Origin of the sequence: Winogradskyella marina, assembly GCF_015645385.1 — a bacterium.
Classification (GTDB): Bacteria; Bacteroidota; Bacteroidia; order Flavobacteriales; family Flavobacteriaceae; genus Winogradskyella; species Winogradskyella marina.
Genome location: NZ_JADOET010000010.1, coordinates 29,908 through 46,622 on the forward strand (window position 1 = coordinate 29,908; position 16,715 = coordinate 46,622).

18 protein-coding genes are annotated in these 16,715 nt (G+C 34.1%); 14 read left to right on the forward strand and 4 right to left on the reverse strand.

Translation table 11 applies throughout. The annotated features are described in order from the left end of the window. Nucleotides 1-35: 35 nt before the first annotated feature. On the forward strand, nt 36-773 hold the full coding sequence (locus tag ITJ86_RS11925; RefSeq protein ID WP_195871873.1) for an NUDIX hydrolase: 738 nt from the start codon (nt 36-38) through the stop codon (nt 771-773). Nucleotides 774-1,046: 273 nt separating this feature from the next. Beyond that, complete coding sequence (locus ITJ86_RS11930) at nt 1,047-1,940, forward strand: outer membrane beta-barrel protein (RefSeq protein ID WP_195871874.1); 894 nt, start codon at nt 1,047-1,049, stop codon at nt 1,938-1,940. A gap of 70 nt (nt 1,941-2,010) precedes the next feature. Here ITJ86_RS11930 and ITJ86_RS11935 read toward each other — a convergent pair whose 3' ends face one another. The 4 genes from ITJ86_RS11935 to ITJ86_RS11950 form a co-directional block, all read right to left on the reverse strand. Further along, nucleotides 2,011-3,015 (reverse strand): LLM class flavin-dependent oxidoreductase, encoded by a 1,005-nt coding sequence (locus tag ITJ86_RS11935; protein WP_195871875.1) that lies wholly within the window; start codon nt 3,013-3,015, stop codon nt 2,011-2,013. Between the two features lie 300 nt (nt 3,016-3,315). Next, a complete protein-coding gene (locus ITJ86_RS11940; protein WP_195871876.1) occupies nt 3,316-3,480 on the reverse strand; it encodes an adenylosuccinate synthetase in 165 nt (54 codons plus the stop codon). Nucleotides 3,481-3,594: 114 nt separating this feature from the next. Next, nucleotides 3,595-5,433 (reverse strand): cation:proton antiporter domain-containing protein, encoded by a 1,839-nt coding sequence (locus ITJ86_RS11945; RefSeq protein ID WP_195871877.1) that lies wholly within the window; start codon nt 5,431-5,433, stop codon nt 3,595-3,597. A gap of 221 nt (nt 5,434-5,654) precedes the next feature. After that, the gene (locus tag ITJ86_RS11950) at nt 5,655-6,275 is read right to left on the reverse strand and encodes a MarC family protein (RefSeq protein WP_195871878.1); all 621 of its coding nucleotides are present in this window, start codon (nt 6,273-6,275) and stop codon (nt 5,655-5,657) included. 173 nt (nt 6,276-6,448) lie between these two features. Between ITJ86_RS11950 and ITJ86_RS11955 the strand changes: the two genes are divergently transcribed. The 12 genes from ITJ86_RS11955 (at nt 6,449) to ITJ86_RS12010 (ending at nt 16,584) form a co-directional block, all read left to right on the forward strand. After that, a complete protein-coding gene (locus tag ITJ86_RS11955) occupies nt 6,449-7,369 on the forward strand; it encodes a glutaminase (RefSeq protein WP_195871879.1) in 921 nt (306 codons plus the stop codon). Between the two features lie 183 nt (nt 7,370-7,552). Beyond that, nucleotides 7,553-8,137: a TetR/AcrR family transcriptional regulator gene (locus ITJ86_RS11960; protein ID WP_195871962.1), complete on the forward strand. Its 585-nt coding sequence runs from the start codon at nt 7,553-7,555 to the stop codon at nt 8,135-8,137. Between the two features lies 1 nt (nt 8,138). Continuing rightward, on the forward strand, nt 8,139-8,807 hold the full coding sequence (locus ITJ86_RS11965; RefSeq protein WP_195871880.1) for an NAD(P)H-binding protein: 669 nt from the start codon (nt 8,139-8,141) through the stop codon (nt 8,805-8,807). Between the two features lie 9 nt (nt 8,808-8,816). Continuing rightward, nucleotides 8,817-9,449 carry an NAD(P)H-dependent oxidoreductase gene (locus ITJ86_RS11970; protein WP_195871881.1) on the forward strand — a complete coding sequence of 211 codons (633 nt, stop codon included), beginning with the start codon at nt 8,817-8,819 and terminating at the stop codon, nt 9,447-9,449. 12 nt (nt 9,450-9,461) lie between these two features. Continuing rightward, the gene (locus tag ITJ86_RS11975; RefSeq protein WP_195871882.1) at nt 9,462-10,460 is read left to right on the forward strand and encodes an NADP-dependent oxidoreductase; all 999 of its coding nucleotides are present in this window, start codon (nt 9,462-9,464) and stop codon (nt 10,458-10,460) included. Nucleotides 10,461-10,479: 19 nt separating this feature from the next. Further along, nucleotides 10,480-11,640, forward strand: coding sequence for an iron-containing alcohol dehydrogenase (locus ITJ86_RS11980; protein ID WP_195871883.1), 1,161 nt, complete (start codon nt 10,480-10,482; stop codon nt 11,638-11,640). Nucleotides 11,641-11,736: 96 nt separating this feature from the next. Continuing rightward, the gene (locus ITJ86_RS11985; RefSeq protein WP_195871884.1) at nt 11,737-12,534 is read left to right on the forward strand and encodes a type 1 glutamine amidotransferase domain-containing protein; all 798 of its coding nucleotides are present in this window, start codon (nt 11,737-11,739) and stop codon (nt 12,532-12,534) included. Nucleotides 12,535-12,749: 215 nt separating this feature from the next. Then, nucleotides 12,750-13,679, forward strand: coding sequence for a DUF302 domain-containing protein (locus tag ITJ86_RS11990; RefSeq protein ID WP_195871885.1), 930 nt, complete (start codon nt 12,750-12,752; stop codon nt 13,677-13,679). A gap of 260 nt (nt 13,680-13,939) precedes the next feature. Continuing rightward, entirely contained in the window at nt 13,940-14,581 is a 642-nt protein-coding gene (locus tag ITJ86_RS11995) for a thiamine phosphate synthase (RefSeq protein WP_195871886.1), read from the forward strand. Nucleotides 14,582-14,632: 51 nt separating this feature from the next. Then, nucleotides 14,633-15,535, forward strand: a complete 903-nt coding sequence (locus ITJ86_RS12000; protein ID WP_195871887.1) for an EamA family transporter — start codon at nt 14,633-14,635, stop codon at nt 15,533-15,535. Nucleotides 15,536-15,666: 131 nt separating this feature from the next. Continuing rightward, on the forward strand, nt 15,667-15,960 hold the full coding sequence (locus ITJ86_RS12005) for a hypothetical protein (protein ID WP_195871888.1): 294 nt from the start codon (nt 15,667-15,669) through the stop codon (nt 15,958-15,960). Between the two features lie 102 nt (nt 15,961-16,062). Continuing rightward, nucleotides 16,063-16,584, forward strand: a complete 522-nt coding sequence (locus ITJ86_RS12010; RefSeq protein ID WP_195871889.1) for a 5' nucleotidase, NT5C type — start codon at nt 16,063-16,065, stop codon at nt 16,582-16,584. Nucleotides 16,585-16,715 lie beyond the last annotated feature (131 nt).

The following is a 16,715-nucleotide window of genomic DNA, read 5'->3' on the forward strand; positions in this document are numbered from 1 at the left end:
ATAAAGTAACCTGTTATTTCTAATTAAATAAGCCTATGAAACCTGAATTAATATTGAATATATCTGTTGATTGCGTTGTGTTTGGATATGATTTAAGTACTAAATCTTTAAATGTATTAGTGATAAAACGTTTCCTAGAATCTGAAACTAAAAAAGAGGTTTTGGTTGATGATTATGTATTAACAGGCTATCATGTTTACACTAATGAAACGTTAGATGACACTGCGACGCGCGTCTTAAAGGAACTAACAGGTTTAACGGGTCAATATAAAAAGCAATTTAAAGCCTTTGGTGATCCAGATCGATTGCTCAACCCAAAAGATTTGATATGGATAAAAAATGCAGAGTTTCATGAAAGAACTACCACAATCGCCTATTATTTTCTATTAAAAACCGAAGAGGTCGATTTAAAAAACAACACTTCACAAGCGCAATGGTTTCCTGTAGATGCCTTACCTGAGTTGGGATTTGATCATAAACAAATTATACTAGAAGCTTATGAAGATCTCAAAGGAAAGTGTTTATCTGAACCTATTATATTTGAGTTACTACCCGAAAAGTTTACTATAAATGAAGTTCAAGATTTATATCAGTCTATATTAGGAATTACCATTGACAATCGAAATTTTAGACGCAAATTGATAAATAAAAAATACATCATTGCATTAGACGAAAAACAAGTTGGCGTGTCTAAAAAGCCTGCACAGCTTTATATGTTTAGTAAAGAGGTTTATGATAAGGTATTTCAAAAAAATTATTTAATTAGTATATAGTCGACTTCATCAGTGCTAAAAGAAAAAGGGATTCAATTTGATTTTTTAGACATGTGTGAGCTTAAGTTATTAAATAAGCAACACTTAGCCTTCATTCAATCGATTCAATACTTCCAGTCCTTCCATAGATATTAGGAGATGCATAAATATAGCATGTAAAAAACATGAACAATTAAGTTAAGCTTAACAGCAAAAAACATATAATAAAGTACCTTTGTTTCATTGTTATTTGAAGTCTAAATCTTCACTTATTTTTAATCCAAATCTTTTATTATGAAACATTCAATTATAGTAGTTTTAGCGCTATTATTAAGCTTAACGTCTTATGCACAATTTCAAGTTTCGGCTAGTGGTGGCTATGCCATAGGCAGTGCCGGAATGAAAATTGGTGAAATACAAACTGTAAATAAAACCGAAAACACCTATGGTAGTTATGGTGAAGGTTTAAACACACAAATACGAGGAACGTATTTCTTTAATGATACCTTTGGTGCCGATTTAAGTTTAGGGTATTTATATGGTGATGATCAAACCGTATTAGAAATTAATGCACCAGGTGTTGAGGTTGATGCTGTTGCTAGAGCCCGTGCTTTTGGTGCTGCTCTGTCTTTAGTTTATAAATTTAATAATAATGTATATGGCCGTTTAGGGGCTTTAGTAAAGTTAGGCGGAAAAACGGAAGCTGTTGCTTATCAAAATATGGTCATGTCTGATGATCAAGCTGCAGGATTATCACAAGCCTACGGAACAGATATTCCTTCTGGATCTAGCTTTGAAACGAATTTTGTAGAAGACTATCATGGTCAATTCCCCTTAGGGTTCGTTGCTGCTATTGGTTATGAATATCCAATAAGTACTAATTTTAGTGTTTTTGCTGAAGCTGAATATTATGGTATTAGTTTGAAACGTAAAGATTCTGAAATTGTAGAATTTAATACTGATATTGTAAGACCTGATGGAACAACTGCAGTACAAGGGTTTTATTCTTTAGATAACTTACCTGAAGGTACCAATAAAACGACGACTTATGTTGATGAGATTGCACCAGAAGATAATTATGAGGGCTCGTCAAAAGAATTAGCAGTAAAAGTACCGTATTCTTCTTTTGGGATTAACTTTGGAATTACATATAAATTTAAAAGTGCTAGTGCAGACACTACGAGATAATACGCTTAGTTTATAATTTTAAAAAAACTCCTAATACTATACATATTTGGAGTTTTTTTATGTGTTATTCTTAATTTAACTCATCCATAATTTCGGCAAACAATTTATAAGACCGAATTCTGTCATTTATATCATATAAATGTGTGACTGCAATAAGTTCGTCTGCTTTAGTTTGTTCTAAAAACTCTTTAACCTGTGCTTTTACTTTAGATTTACTACCTATAAATGAATACTTCAACATTTGGTGGACTTGCGGATTTCTCATAATATCTCTCAAGTCTTCCGTCATGTCAGTTGGAGGTTGCACTTTTGCGCGTCTGCCTGTAAAAATGCCTACAACCATCCGGATTAATGAGGTGGCTAGGCGTTCGGCTTCTTCGTCTGTGTCTGCAATAATGATGTTTACGCCAGCCATAACGTAGGGTTTTTCTAAAATTTCTGACCGTTGAAATTCATTGCGATAAATAGTTATAGCATCCCATAAATGTGTGGTAGCAAAATGACTAGCAAAAGCATAGGGTAGTCCTTTTTTTGCTGCTAAATGCGCACTATCCGTACTAGACCCTAAAATATAAACAGGTACCTCTACTCCTTCGGCTACGGTTGCACGTACCTTGGCGTCTTCATTTTTTGAAGAAAAAAAGGTTTGTATTTTATTAACTTCATTTGGAAACGAATGTGCGGCTTGCATAAAGTCTGAACGAATGGCTTCCGCCGTTTCTCTGTCTGTTCCTGGAGCTCGTCCTAACCCTAAATCAATACGATTAGGATATAGCGCGCCTAGCGTACCAAATTGTTCTGCTATAATTAACGGAGAATGGTTAGGTAACATTATGCCACCTGAACCTACATGTATTGTTTTAGTGCCTTGCGCTACATAGCCAATAAGTACCGACGTTGCACTACTTCCTATGTTTTCAGCATTATGATGTTCTGCTAACCAAAATCGCTTATAACCAAAACGCTCAGCTTGTTGTGCTAATTTTAAAGCGTTATTAAAAGTCTGTTTTAGTGTTTGTCCCTCAGAGACTAAGGCTAAGTCTAAAATAGAATATTTTATTTGTTTAGGATTCATAAATATATTCAAGTAAAAAATTTGGGTTAAAACGATAAATTTACAACAACATAGTCGATTTATTTAGTAAATATTTACAATACCATTCGAAATACTATTGTTTCTGTAGGTATTATTGGACTCTATTTTTAAAGTGTTTTAGTGTTTATAATACCGCAGACGACTAGGTGATTTTATTCTGATTTAGTGGGTTCCTGCCTTCATAGGAATGACAGGTGTTATTGAATGCGCTTTTGGATTCAATTGGATCAGTGAATTCTTGGTTTTGCAGTAATTACAAGTGTTCTCTGTGGTACTATGTTACTTTTTCTTTCTCCAAACAAAGTAACTGATAATAAGTAATATAGGTAACACAATAAAAACGATCACATCAAACGGACTTGAAAAATCGATCCCTGAGTTTTGCCCTGGATTTGGTGTTCCTGAGGGTATTTGTGCAAGTAATTTGGTATATGTTGTTAGCATGTTCTTTAATTAACGGATTAAATGTTTTAATTCTTCAAGTTAAAGAATTTCAACTAAAAAACCGTGAATATTATGTTAAGCTAATGCGATCAACGGATTAAAACTAGCTCAATCTTATTGCGGATGATCTCTTTTAAAATCTTCGTTCAGCAGTTTTTCTTGTTGTTCTAATTCTTGCTTGGCTTTAAAAATATAGTTGGCATCACGATTAGGCTCACTAGCTAAACGTCTTAAGCTTTCTTCGTCGTATTTAATAAAATTTTCAACTTGTTTCTTTAAAGCTTCTTTTTTAAATCCGACTTTAGTGAGTACATCAGTAGCCATTGTTAGAGACGTTTCTAAGGTTTCGCGATAAATATTATCGATACCTAAATTGACTAATTCATAGGCATCATATCTATTTCTTGCTCTAATCATGAGTTCTACATGTGGATATTTTTCTTTTACGCGTTTGGTAATTTGATACGCTGCATCTGGATTGTCAATAGCACAAATTAAAATTTTAGCATTTGCAATTCCTGCAGATTCTAATAAATCGAGACGTGTGGCATCTCCATAATACACTTCGAATCCCATTTTTCTTAAAAAATCAACCCGATTGGAGTCGTGATCTAATATTGTAGCTTCCACATCGTGCGATCTTAAAAAGCGACCAACGGTATTTCCAAAACTGCCAAACCCCACTAGTATAATTTTTCCATCTTTTTTATGGTCTGTATCCATTGGTCTTTCAACAGATTCTTTTGTGCCTATTCGCGGTAAGATTAGTCGCTCGTTAATCATCCCAATAATTGGTGTAATGGCCATAGTTAAGGCTGTAATAACAAGCATTATATCTAATTGTTCTTGTTCTAGAATGTTAGATTGAAACGCAAAGGATAAGACAACAAAAGCAAACTCTCCAACTTGTGATAAACTGAAGGTTAGTATTAAATTTTGATCAATTTTTAGTTTAAAAATGAGGCCTGTAATAAATAACACAAATGCTTTTATAGCGATAACGGCAATTAAAATACCTCCAATGGTTAATGGGCTGTTCGCAATAACAATAAAGTTAATAGATGCACCAACAGCTAAAAAGAACAAACCTAACATAAGGTTTTTAAAGGGTTCTAAGGTACTTTCTAATTCGTGTTTAAATTCACTATTTGATAGCACGACTCCACCTAAAAACGCTCCTAAAGCCGGACTCAACCCTACATATTCCATTAAAAATGAAATTCCAAAAACGATTAAAAATGCGGCTGCGATTAGAAGCTCTCTAACTCCAGATTTCACGACTTTACGTAACATTGGCACAATTAAATAACGACCTGCGACAATAATTAAAGCTACAGACAGTATAATGGCAAGCGTTTGCAATCCTATTGGTAAACTATCTAACAGATTCACCTGTTCGCCATGATTATTATGCGATGATACGTTTTCTGATGCTGATGCCGATAATAACGGAATAGCACCAATCATAAAAATGACAATAATATCTTGAAACAATAAAATAGAAAAGGCAGAAGTTCCAGATGTTGTGGCCATTAAGCCTTTTTCTTTAATAGTTTGTAGTACAATAGCTGTAGAAGATAAAGCAACAGCCATGGAAATGACAAGCGCCACTATAGAGTCGTAACCAAATGAGGTAAAGCATACATAAGACAAGAGCATTGTAGCGGCGACTTGAATGCCTCCCATACCTAAAATAGTCTTACGCATGTTCCAAAAATTCTTGGGTTCAATTTCTAGACCGATTAAGAATAGCATAATCACCACTCCAAACTCAGCAAAATGCATAATGTCTTGGCCTTCTTCTCCAATAACTCCTAATAGATACGGACCAATTAAAATGCCTGCGAATAGGTAACCTAATACAGAACTTAGACCTAGTCGCTTGGCAATAGACACACATATTACAGCTGCTGCTAATAACATTATAGCTTCAAAAAGTAAGCTTCCAGTCATAATATATTTAAGGTATTAATATTGTGCTCTGCTTCTATTGTGGAGATTTACAGCGGCGTCAATATGTGGTTATTTTCGAATGTAGACGAAAAATAAATAGAAATCCTTAAATATTAAATATAATTAATGAAAAAATAAATTGAACGATTAGTAGGTGAGTAGATGAGCATTAACGAAATACTTCGATTTTTATCGCGAGTAAATACTAGGCATAATTACTTTTATGACATTAAACTAAACGAAATCTTAATCCCTTGAATCACCATACCTGTACCAATAATGGCGATGATTAAACCCATGAGTTTACCTATTACAGAGATGACATTATTTCCAACAATTTTAACCACATAACTACTTAAGCTAAACGTGAAATACGTAATGATGCTCATAGACCCAAAAATGGCAATCACTAAAAATATTTTTAAAGGCTCGACATTGGCAACAAAATTCATTGCCGTAACAATAGTTCCTGGTCCTGCTAAAATTGGAATAGCAAGTGGAGAGATCGCTATGTTTTCGTCTTCATCTACATTTTTTATGTTTTTTACATTAGATTTTTTAGACTGTAACATCTCAAAACCTATGAAAAAAATTAATATGCCTCCTGTGATTTTAAATGCTGGAATACTGATATTGAATAATTCGAATATAAACTTACCAAGAAGAATGAATACGGTTACTATAATAAAGGCAATTATATTAGCACGCTTGTTAATGTCCTGCTTGGTTTTTCTATCGTCTCCCTGTGTAAGTGATAAAAAAACAGTCATGTTTGAGATGGGGTTAGTAATAGCAAAAAAACCCGTAAATACAGTGATTGAAAACGTTATTAGGTTATCCATTTTATTAAAAAATTTAATCGCGCAAGAACTTAAATTATCACAATATAAACAAAGTAATTAAGATTTATTTGTAGCACAGTAAAAATTGAAAAAATGACAGGTGCTTTTTACTATTTATTTGCTTTACATAAATATATTTTCTTATTATTACATTAATATCGTAATATAACGAGATGAACTTCAGCTATAAAAATATTCTAGAAAACGCCTATCATGAAATTCAACAAAAGGACAATGATGGTAAAATAGCGACCTACATTCCTGAATTAGCCCATGTAGCGCCGTCAAAATTTGGTGCTCATATGACTTGTTTAGATGGTACAAGTTTAGGAATCGGCGATCATATAGAGAAATTTTCAATACAAAGTATCGCTAAAGTATTGTCACTAACCTTAGCCTACAAGTTAGTTGGTGAGACGCTTTGGGAACGTGTAGATGTGGAACCATCGGGTACTAAATTCGACTCTTTATTGTTGCTAGAAACCTATAAAGGAGTTCCTCGTAATCCGTTTATAAACTCTGGTGCCATTGTGATTTGCGATATATTAATTTCGCAATTGGATAATGCAAAAGAAGCATTTCTTCATTTTGTACGCGATTTAAGCGATTTACCAAACCTCACCTACTCCGATAAAATAGCAGATTCTGAGAAACGTACAGGCTTTAGAAACGTCGCGCTGTGTAATTTTATAAAGTCCTTAGGAAATATTAAAAACGATCCTGATGACGTCCTCGACTTTTATTTTGATATGTGTTCGCTTGAAATGACATGCCAGCAACTTTCACACACTTTTATGTTTTTAGCGAATGATGGTTGTAAAGTATCAGATGGAAAACCAATTATTACCGTAAATAAATCTAAACGAATCAATGCCTTAATGTTAACATGTGGTTTCTATGATGAATCGGGAGAGTTTGCCTTTAGAGTTGGGTTACCTGGTAAAAGTGGTGTTGGTGGTGGTATTGTGGCGTTATATCCAGATAATTATACCATAGCCGTTTGGAGTCCATTGCTTAACGAACATGGTAATTCTTGTAAAGCGATGAAATTACTTGAAGAAGTGACAACACATTCAGAAATGAGTATTTTTTAAACTGGGTAATTGTACCGGTTACTACTATAAGTAAAATTAATTCTCCAATTATCCCCTAGCTGAGCGCTTAGACGCATTACTTTAAGCGCATTTAAATTTTTTAAAATCTGAGAAGTATAAACCTTTGTTAAAAAAAGAATGAACGTTCATTTTTATCGTATGTTTGTATCAGAATTAAACACAATGGCAAAACTTCAGAAAAGTATAGACAAACGTAATGCACTGGTTAAGGCAACCATAGAATTGGTTAACAACAACGGATTTCATGCGACACCAATGAGTAAAATTGCTAAAATGGCTAAGGTGTCACCAGCAACGATTTACTTATACTTCGAAAACAAACAAGATTTAGTGAATCAAACTTATATAGATGTTAAGGCTGAGTATACCAACTATGCTTTCGCCAATTTTGAGCCTAATATGCCAATTGAAGCGGGATTTGAATTAATTTGGAAACGTATCGCTGATTTTAAACTCAACGAATGCGAGCATGCTATGTTTTTAGCACAGTGTGATAATACTCCCATAATAGATGAGGAAAGTAGACAGGAAGGTATAAAACACCTACAGCCACTACTCGATCTGTGGGAACGCGGAAAAAAAGAAGGTATTATAAAACCAATGACCAACTACATGTTGTACGCCTACTCTATTAATCCACTTTCATTTTTAATGATGTCGGAAAAAAGAGGTGTTCTAAAATTAGATCAATCGCAATTAAATGATGCTTACCAATCGGCTTGGAGCAGTATCAAAATGTGTCATTAACATGAAAAAGACAGCCATCATATTAGGCGCAACTGGTTTAACCGGGAGCCTATTGCTTCAAAAATTAATTGATGATGATAGTTATGGTCATATCCTATTGTTTTCGCGTTCTAAAATTGAAAACCTACCTAGTAATGTCACGCAATTTATAGGTGACCTTTTAACGTTAGAAGATTTCAAGTCGCAATTTATAGCCGATGAAGTTTATTGTTGTATTGGTACAACAGCGAAGAAAACTCCAGATAAAAATCTATATAAAAAGATTGATTATGGAATTCCTGTAACAGCTGCAAAGCTCGCCAAGGAAAATAATATAAATACGTTTTTAGTGATCTCAGCAATGGGAGCTAATAAAAACAGTAAGGTTTTTTATAATAAAACGAAAGGCGAAATGGAAGACGCTGTATTAGCACAACATATAAAAAACACTTTTATTTTAAGACCCTCACTAATTGGTGGTAATCGTAAAGAAAGTCGACTATTGGAAAACATAGGTCTAGCTATATTTAGGATTATTCAACCCTTATTTATAGGAAAGTTGAAGCAATATAAAATTATTGAACCAGAAGACATTGCTCAAGCTATGATTAACTTAGCAAAGAATTCAATTCGTGCTGAAGTCATTTTGACTTCAGACGAAATAAAACAAATTTCAAAAACAATTAAGTAAAAAAATCATATGGAATTATTAGATAAATTAAATTGGAGATATGCGGCTAAAGCCATGAATGGTGAAAAAGTAGCAGAAGATAAAATAGAACGCATTTTAGAAGCAGCACGTTTAGCACCAACATCAAGCGGTTTACAACCATTTGAAATTATCATGATTAAAAATCAAGATGTTAAAGAAAAAATTAAACCAGTTGCTTGGAACCAATCGGTAATCACAGACTGCTCTCACCTACTCGTCTTTGCAGCTTGGGATACGTATACGGAAGATCGAATTAATTACATGTTCGATTTAACCAATGAAATCCGTGGTTTTAAAAATGAAGGTTGGGAAAATTATCGACAAATGTTATTGAGCTCGTATCCTCAAAAAGATGCCGAAGAAAATTTTAATCACGCTGCCAAACAAGCCTATATCGCTTTTTCACAAGCCTTAGCAGCTGCTGCTTTTGAAGGTGTTGATGCCACTCCAATCGAAGGTTTTGATCCCGCCGCTGTAGATGAAATTTTAGGGTTAAGAGAAAAAGGCTTACGTAGCGCCGTATTATTACCACTTGGCTACAGAAAAGAAGATAAAGATTGGTTAGTAAACCTTGTAAAAGTGAGAAAACCAATGGAAGAACTAGTATCAGTAATTGACTAAAAACATTAAATTATGACAAAGACCATTTTATTAAAAAATAGACCAGAAGGAAAGCCTTCAATATCAGATTTCGAATTTATATCAGAGGAAATTGATACCGCATTAGCTAAAGGAGAATTACTATTAGAAACCAAATATGTTTCTGTAGATCCTTATTTAAGAGGACGAATGAGTGATGCAAAATCTTATGTGCCACCATTTCAACTCAATAAACCGATTCAGTCTGGTGTCGTTGCAAAAGTACTTGAATCTAAAAATGAAAAATTTGCATCCGGAGATTATGTTTCTGGGATGTTAAATTGGCAAACACAACAAGTTTCACATGGCGAAGGACTCACAAAAGTAGATCCGTCTAAAGCTCCATTATCTGCCTATTTAGGTATTCTTGGTATGACAGGTTTAACAGCTTACACAGGATTAACTCAAATCGGAAAACCTAAAGCAGGAGAAACCTTAGTCGTATCTGGAGCAGCTGGTGCTGTGGGTTCTGTTGTAGGACAAATTGGAAAAATACTTGGACTTAAGGTTATTGGTATTGCAGGTACAGATGAAAAAATAGAGCTTCTTAAAAATAAGTTCGGTTTTGATGCTGGCATCAATTATAAGACAACAAAAGATATGAAAGCTGCCATTGCAGAAGCGGCACCAAATGGCGTAGATATCTATTTTGATAATGTCGGTGGACCGATCTCAGATGCTGTATTAGTTAACATTAATAGATTAGCACGAATTATTGTATGTGGAGCGATTTCGGTGTATAATAACACAGAAGCACCAAAAAGTTTAAGCGTACAACCGTTCTTAGTCAAAAATAGTGCTTTAATGCAAGGCTTTATTGTTTCTAATTATACAGATAAATTTCCTGAAGCTATGAAAAACCTATCCACTTGGTTAGCTGAAGACAAACTTAAATATTCAGAAACCATAGTAAAAGGTTTCGATAATATCCCAAATGCTTTTATCGATTTATTTGAAGGTAAGAACAAAGGAAAAATGGTTGTTGAATTATAATATTAAAAAGAAAAAGAACATGAACAATTTTGAATTTAAAAACCCTACCAAAATCATTTTTGGAAAGGACACGATAGAAAAACTAGAAAACGAAATCCCTAAAGACGCTAAAGTATTATTGCTTTACGGCGGAGGAAGTATTAAGAAAAATGGTATTTACGATCAGGTAAAAACAGCTTTGTCTAAAGTAGATGTTGTAGAGTTTGGCGGTATTCCGGCAAATCCAGAATACGCTAAATTACTAGAGGCTTTAAAAGTAATAAAAGACGAAAATATTACGTATTTATTAGCCGTTGGTGGTGGGTCTGTCATTGATGGGACTAAATTTTTATCAGCTGCAGCTTTATATGAAGGTGATACTCCTTGGGATATTTTGACCCAAAACATTAGAACTGAAAAAGGAATGCCTTTTGGAACGATTTTAACCTTGCCAGCAACTGGTTCTGAAATGAATTCAGGTTCGGTTATTACAAGAGCAGAAACCAAAGAAAAATTAGCTATGGGAGGGCCAGGATTATTTCCTGAGTTCTCCATATTAGACCCTCAAGTGATTACCTCTATTCCAGAACGTCAATTGGCCAATGGATTAATGGATTCATTCACCCATGTTTTAGAGCAATATATGACGTATCCAATTGGAGCGCTGTTGCAAGATCGTTTTGCTGAAAGCATTTTACAAACCATTATTGAAGTGGCTCCAAAAGTATTAAAAGACCCAACAGATTATAAAGCAGCGTCTAATTTTATGTGGAGTTGTACGATGGCCTTAAACGGATTAATCCAAAAAGGAGTGCCTACGGATTGGGCTGTGCATGCGATGGGACATGAGTTAACGGCGTTATTTGGAATAGATCACGCGCGTACTTTGGCCATAATTGCACCAAGCCATTACAAATTTAATTTTGAAGCAAAAAAGGAAAAATTAGCACAATACGCAGAACGTGTTTGGAATATAACCGAAGGTAGCATAGACGATAAAGCGTATGCGGCTATTGAAAAAACAACTGAATTTTTCCATGAATTAGGTATTAAGACGAAACTATCGGAGTATACAGAAGATTATGAAGGTACAGCTGAAGAAATAGCAAAACGTTTTACGGATCGTGGATGGAAAACCTTAGGTGAGCATCAATCATTGTCTCCAGATAAAGTAGAAAAAATTGTAAAAATGGCTTACTAATTTTAAACAACATGTTAGTTTGAATGTCCCGACTTTTATGTCGGGATGTCTTGAGAACACTTTTTAAATGTTGAAGCTGACATTAGGTACTTAACTATGAAAACACTAAAACGTATCGTTGTTATATTCGCGGTAATTACAGCCTTTAACTGTAAAGGCCATACGTCTTCTGAAACCGTTTCAGAACCAAAAAAAGAATTAAAAACAGAAAAGAAAATGAAGGTATTATTTGTATTAACATCTCACGATAAATTAGGAGATACAGGAAAAAAAACAGGATTTTGGGTTGAAGAATTCGCAAGTCCTTATTACACCTTATTAGATAAAGGCGCGGCTATAACAATAGCAACCCCTAAAGGAGGTGCTGCACCAATAGATCCAAGTAGTGATTCACCAGATGCAGCAACTGAAGCTACTGAACGTTTTAATAAGGACGCAGAAGCCAAAAATAAAATAGCAAACACTAAAGTTTTAGCAGCTATGAATCCAGATGATTTTGATGCTGTATTTTATCCAGGAGGTCATGGTCCTTTATGGGATTTAACTAATGATGCTAATTCAGTAGCATTAATTGAAAAGTTCGATCGCCAAAATAAACCTATTGCTTTTGTTTGTCATGCACCAGCAGTTTTAAAAGACGTGAAAAATGAAGACGGTTCAGCCTTAGTAAAAGGTAAACAAGTGACTGGTTTTTCTAATTCTGAAGAAGCTGCAGTGGGTTTAACAGAAGTTGTGCCGTTATTATTAGAAGATATGCTTATTGAAAACGGAGCTTTATATTCAAATGCCGACCAATGGGCGCCTTATGCCGTACAAGATGGTAACCTTATTACTGGGCAAAATCCTGCATCGTCAGAGTTAGTTGCAGAAAAATTATTAGAAACATTAAAATAATCAATTCCCTAAGTTGATTAATAGCGAGAAGCCTGTATAACGTAATGTTTGCAGGCTTTTTTATTTTTAAACCAGGGATGCTTTTACTATAAAAAGTTATTTTTAGGGATAGCATGACATCAGTTTGATTATAGTCAATTTTAAAATGTATTGCGATAATAATAGTGATTGTTCTTGAATATATTGGGTACAAAGAAAACAGTAAAGCAAAAAACATGAAACCAAAAACATTAACTTCAATCTTATTCAGCGCATTATTATTAGTCTCAGCCTGTAAAGATAATAATGACAACGAGCGGTATCTAATTAACAATACACCAGACACAGCTGGTATTGGATATGTAGAAACCAGCGATGCACCTGCTGACATATATACCACTATTATTTCTAATTTAAACTCTAATGATAATATTGGTATTGTTGCAGAAGTCAACCACTCTGAAAACGCACAAAATGTTGGCTTATCTTTAGATTTTACAAAAACAGTATATTTTGGAAATCCGGCTTTAGGAACTCCCGTGATGCAGAATAATATTGAAGCCGGATTAGATCTTCCTCAGCGAATTACGGTTTATAGAGATGAAGATGGAGATACCGTTGTTACATATAATTCTATAGATTATATAATTAATAGGCATAATTTGGGAAATTTATCAACTACAACTATGATTGCAGATGCACTTTCAAATATCGTAAGCACTGCAACCACTAAAGAAGTGATTTTAAATGCTGTAAATTCCCAACAAACTGATGGAATTATGTCCGTAACAAGTACTACCGATTTCGACAGCACTTATAATTCGATTATATCAACTTTAAACGGTTTAGAAAATATTACTATAATGGCAGAATTAGATCACCAAGCCAATGCCCAAAGTGTTAATATGGATTTGATGCCTGCTAAACTTATAATTTTCGGAAATCCGGAATTAGGAACACCATTGATGTCAGCGTCAAAAACAACAGCCTTAGAATTACCTCAAAAAATGTTAGTTTATGAAGGCAGCAACGGAGAGGTGAAAATTTTATACAACGATCCCTTTTATATAGCTGAAAGACATGATATTGATACTAATGACGAAACCCTAACAACGATTTCTCAAGCCTTACAAAATATAGCAGCTTCTGGAGCTTCAGCAGACTAAAAGCAATATACCTTTTGATCCAAGCTATAGTATTAAAAACAGAACTCTTCAAATTAAACCAGCCTATTTATTTCGACGTTACAGGGAAAAAGCTGGTAAAAGTTTGATATTGAAATTTTAGAAATTTCATATGCCTATAAATTTTTTATAGGCTTTTTGTTTTAGTCCTATTTCAATTCAAAATTATTGATCTACACCACTAAACATTTGTATTTTTGCGCCGCATTTAATGAGCAGGCTTATTATTAAGATACCATAACATGATTATATCTAAATTACATTACATATCTCAAGGAAACACTCCTGAAGATCACCTTAAAAATATTCAAAGTGCATGTACATCAGGTATCGAGTTAGTACAATTGCATTTAACTGATGTTCCGGAGGCTAAATATTTAGAGATTGCCAAAGCGGCTAGAGATATCACGTTTCATTTTCAAACCCGATTAATCATCAATGGGAATTATAAAATAGCTAAAGCCGTAAAAGCCGAAGGTGTACATTTAGAAAAATCAGACCTATGCCCTACTGAAATCAGACCACATTTACATACCTGGCAAATTATTGGTGCCACAGCAAACACCTTAGAAGATTGTGAAGCATTACTTGCTAAAGGCATCGATTATATTACGTTAGAACCTTTTAGAACATCAACGAAAGATAGTTCAACTATCACTTTAGGTATAGAAGGCTATACCGCTATTAATAATGCATTAATATCAGAAACGCCAATTATAGGTTGTGGTCATATTACCACAGATGATGTCACTGCTATTTTAGAAACTGGTATTTCTGGGATTGCGGTTTCTGAGGCCATCACTCAAAATTTCGACAGCATAAAACAATTCAATCTGTTACTAAAAGCATCTGCAACCGGAGAGATCCGTCACACGTTTAATTAAATTAACATTGACTTCTTCGCAACAATAAACTACTTCTAAATCGTATCCGATATGTGGATTTATTTAGGCTTATTAGCCGCCCTTTTCCTAGGCTTACACAACTTATGTAAAAAACATGCCGTACAAGGCAATGAGGTGTTTCCTGTGCTTTTTGGTACTGTTTTTTCCGGTTTTTTAGTGCTATTACCGCTGTATTTAGGTTCTATTTTTTTTGAAGAACAACTTATAAAAATGCAGTTGTATATTTCAGAGATATCGTGGCAAGTTCATGGATTTATTGCAATAAAATCAGCTATCATGGCAAGTTCATGGATATTGGCTTATCAGGCCTTAAAGCATTTGCCTATAACTATTGTAACTCCTATTCGATCTGCTGGGCCGTTTTTCACCTTTATCGGTGCGATTTTAATTTACCAAGAGCAACCTAATACATTTCAGTGGCTTGGTTTCTTTCTTATCATATTTTCGGTGTTATTATATTCAAAAATCGGCAAGAAAGAAGGCATCATCTTTAAACGCAACAAATGGATTCTTGCTATTATTGCCGCTACGTTTTTAGGTGCTTCAAGTGGTTTGTATGATAAGTTTTTAATTCAGAATTTATCTTTAACTCCGCAAACCTTACAATTTTGGTTTTGCTTTTATACCGTTTTAATACTATTTATTATTTTATCCATAACCTGGTTTCCTTTTCCAGAAAAACGAAAAGCCTTCACGTTTCGTTGGACCATTATTGCTGTTGGTGTGTTGTTAGTCGCTGCAGATTACTTCTACTTTAAAGCTTTGCAAGATCCTGATGCTTTAATTATGTTGTTGTCTGCCGTAAAACGAAGTCAGATTCTAATTGCTGTGGTTGTCGGTGGTTTAATTTTTAAGGAACAAAATAAGCGTAAAAAATTAGTGCCTCTTACAGGCATTATGATTGGTGTCTTTTTAATCTTGTACGCCACCTAAAGTGATCTAGTCTCACCACACTGTATTAAAACACTTAGCTTTAAGCAAATCCATCAAGAATTTATGCGTCCAAGTCAATAGTCGTAAGTCTTTATTTTTAAATTGAATCAAACCTTAAAAAAGAAATACTTATGACCAAAGAAAGTAAACAAAACCAGTACAATTCAGATATTACAGAAGAAGACAAAAAAAACTTAGGTGACAAATCTGGGAATTTAAGACAAGACAATGGAGATGATGAAATTCTTAAGAAACGAGAAAATGAGCCCGATTTTGCTGCAAAAAATTTAGATATTCCAGGTGGACGTAACGCAAGACCAATTACAAATGATAGACATTCAGATGAAGAAAACCGTCATCACAGCCTTGGTAGCGATCATAATGAGAATCTTGAGTTAGATATTGAAAATAATAAGGACAAATGATAACGCGGCATTAAATTTAGTGCAAACATTAAATTATCATTAAAACTACTTTTATTATTTGGCTCTAAACTTCATTTTCTGGAACTTTACAAAAAAAATGCAATGACAATATTTGTAGATATGGATGATGTGTTAGCCGATACGTATGGCAAACACATAGAGTTATATAATAAAGAACACCAACAAGAATTACACATCAATCATATTACGTCTGGCGAAATGTGGCAAAATGTGCCCGAAGTTCATCACGATAGTATTAGAAAGCACGCTTTACAACCTGGATTTTTTAGAGATCTAGCTCCTATAAAAGATAGTATATTAGTTATGGAGGCGCTTTACAATAAACATGAAGTGTATATTGCAACTGCGGCCACACAATTTCCAAACTCATTAATAGAAAAAAGCGAGTGGTTAGATGAGCACATGCCCTTCATTACTTGGCAACATCGTATAATGTGTGGCGATAAATTTATTTTAAATGGCGACTTACTCATTGACGATAGAACCTATAATTTAGAAAAATTTGAAGGTGACACGTTATTATTTAACTCACCTCACAATGTTGAAGATACAGGCTATAAAAGAGTAGCTACTTGGGAAGAAATTGCCTCACTTTTGTTATAAATGCTATTATTGTAGACAGTAAGGAGTACTTTTAAAAAGAAGCAAAAGCCCTCGAAGCATTGAGTGAAACGTGGTTTTTAATCACATAAAAAAAGATCGCAACATTGTAAAAGAGATTAGGAAGAACGCAT

What these genes read in the sequence shown, in the direction of transcription:
- ITJ86_RS11995 (WP_195871886.1), top strand. Translation starts at nt 13,940, where the DNA reads ATGATTATATCTAAATTACATTACATATCTCAAGGAAACACTCCTGAA.
- ITJ86_RS11935 (WP_195871875.1), bottom strand. Translation starts at nt 3,015, where the DNA reads ATGAATCCTAAACAAATAAAATATTCTATTTTAGACTTAGCCTTAGTC.
- ITJ86_RS11960 (WP_195871962.1), top strand. Translation starts at nt 7,553, where the DNA reads ATGGCAAAACTTCAGAAAAGTATAGACAAACGTAATGCACTGGTTAAG.
- ITJ86_RS11980 (WP_195871883.1), top strand. Translation starts at nt 10,480, where the DNA reads ATGAACAATTTTGAATTTAAAAACCCTACCAAAATCATTTTTGGAAAG.
- ITJ86_RS11975 (WP_195871882.1), top strand. Translation starts at nt 9,462, where the DNA reads ATGACAAAGACCATTTTATTAAAAAATAGACCAGAAGGAAAGCCTTCA.
- ITJ86_RS11945 (WP_195871877.1), bottom strand. Translation starts at nt 5,433, where the DNA reads ATGACTGGAAGCTTACTTTTTGAAGCTATAATGTTATTAGCAGCAGCT.
- ITJ86_RS12000 (WP_195871887.1), top strand. Translation starts at nt 14,633, where the DNA reads ATGTGGATTTATTTAGGCTTATTAGCCGCCCTTTTCCTAGGCTTACAC.
- ITJ86_RS11930 (WP_195871874.1), top strand. Translation starts at nt 1,047, where the DNA reads ATGAAACATTCAATTATAGTAGTTTTAGCGCTATTATTAAGCTTAACG.
- ITJ86_RS11940 (WP_195871876.1), bottom strand. Translation starts at nt 3,480, where the DNA reads ATGCTAACAACATATACCAAATTACTTGCACAAATACCCTCAGGAACA.
- ITJ86_RS11925 (WP_195871873.1), top strand. Translation starts at nt 36, where the DNA reads ATGAAACCTGAATTAATATTGAATATATCTGTTGATTGCGTTGTGTTT.
- ITJ86_RS11965 (WP_195871880.1), top strand. Translation starts at nt 8,139, where the DNA reads ATGAAAAAGACAGCCATCATATTAGGCGCAACTGGTTTAACCGGGAGC.
- ITJ86_RS11985 (WP_195871884.1), top strand. Translation starts at nt 11,737, where the DNA reads ATGAAAACACTAAAACGTATCGTTGTTATATTCGCGGTAATTACAGCC.
- ITJ86_RS11955 (WP_195871879.1), top strand. Translation starts at nt 6,449, where the DNA reads ATGAACTTCAGCTATAAAAATATTCTAGAAAACGCCTATCATGAAATT.
- ITJ86_RS12010 (WP_195871889.1), top strand. Translation starts at nt 16,063, where the DNA reads ATGACAATATTTGTAGATATGGATGATGTGTTAGCCGATACGTATGGC.
- ITJ86_RS11990 (WP_195871885.1), top strand. Translation starts at nt 12,750, where the DNA reads ATGAAACCAAAAACATTAACTTCAATCTTATTCAGCGCATTATTATTA.
- ITJ86_RS12005 (WP_195871888.1), top strand. Translation starts at nt 15,667, where the DNA reads ATGACCAAAGAAAGTAAACAAAACCAGTACAATTCAGATATTACAGAA.
- ITJ86_RS11970 (WP_195871881.1), top strand. Translation starts at nt 8,817, where the DNA reads ATGGAATTATTAGATAAATTAAATTGGAGATATGCGGCTAAAGCCATG.
- ITJ86_RS11950 (WP_195871878.1), bottom strand. Translation starts at nt 6,275, where the DNA reads ATGGATAACCTAATAACGTTTTCAATCACTGTATTTACGGGTTTTTTT.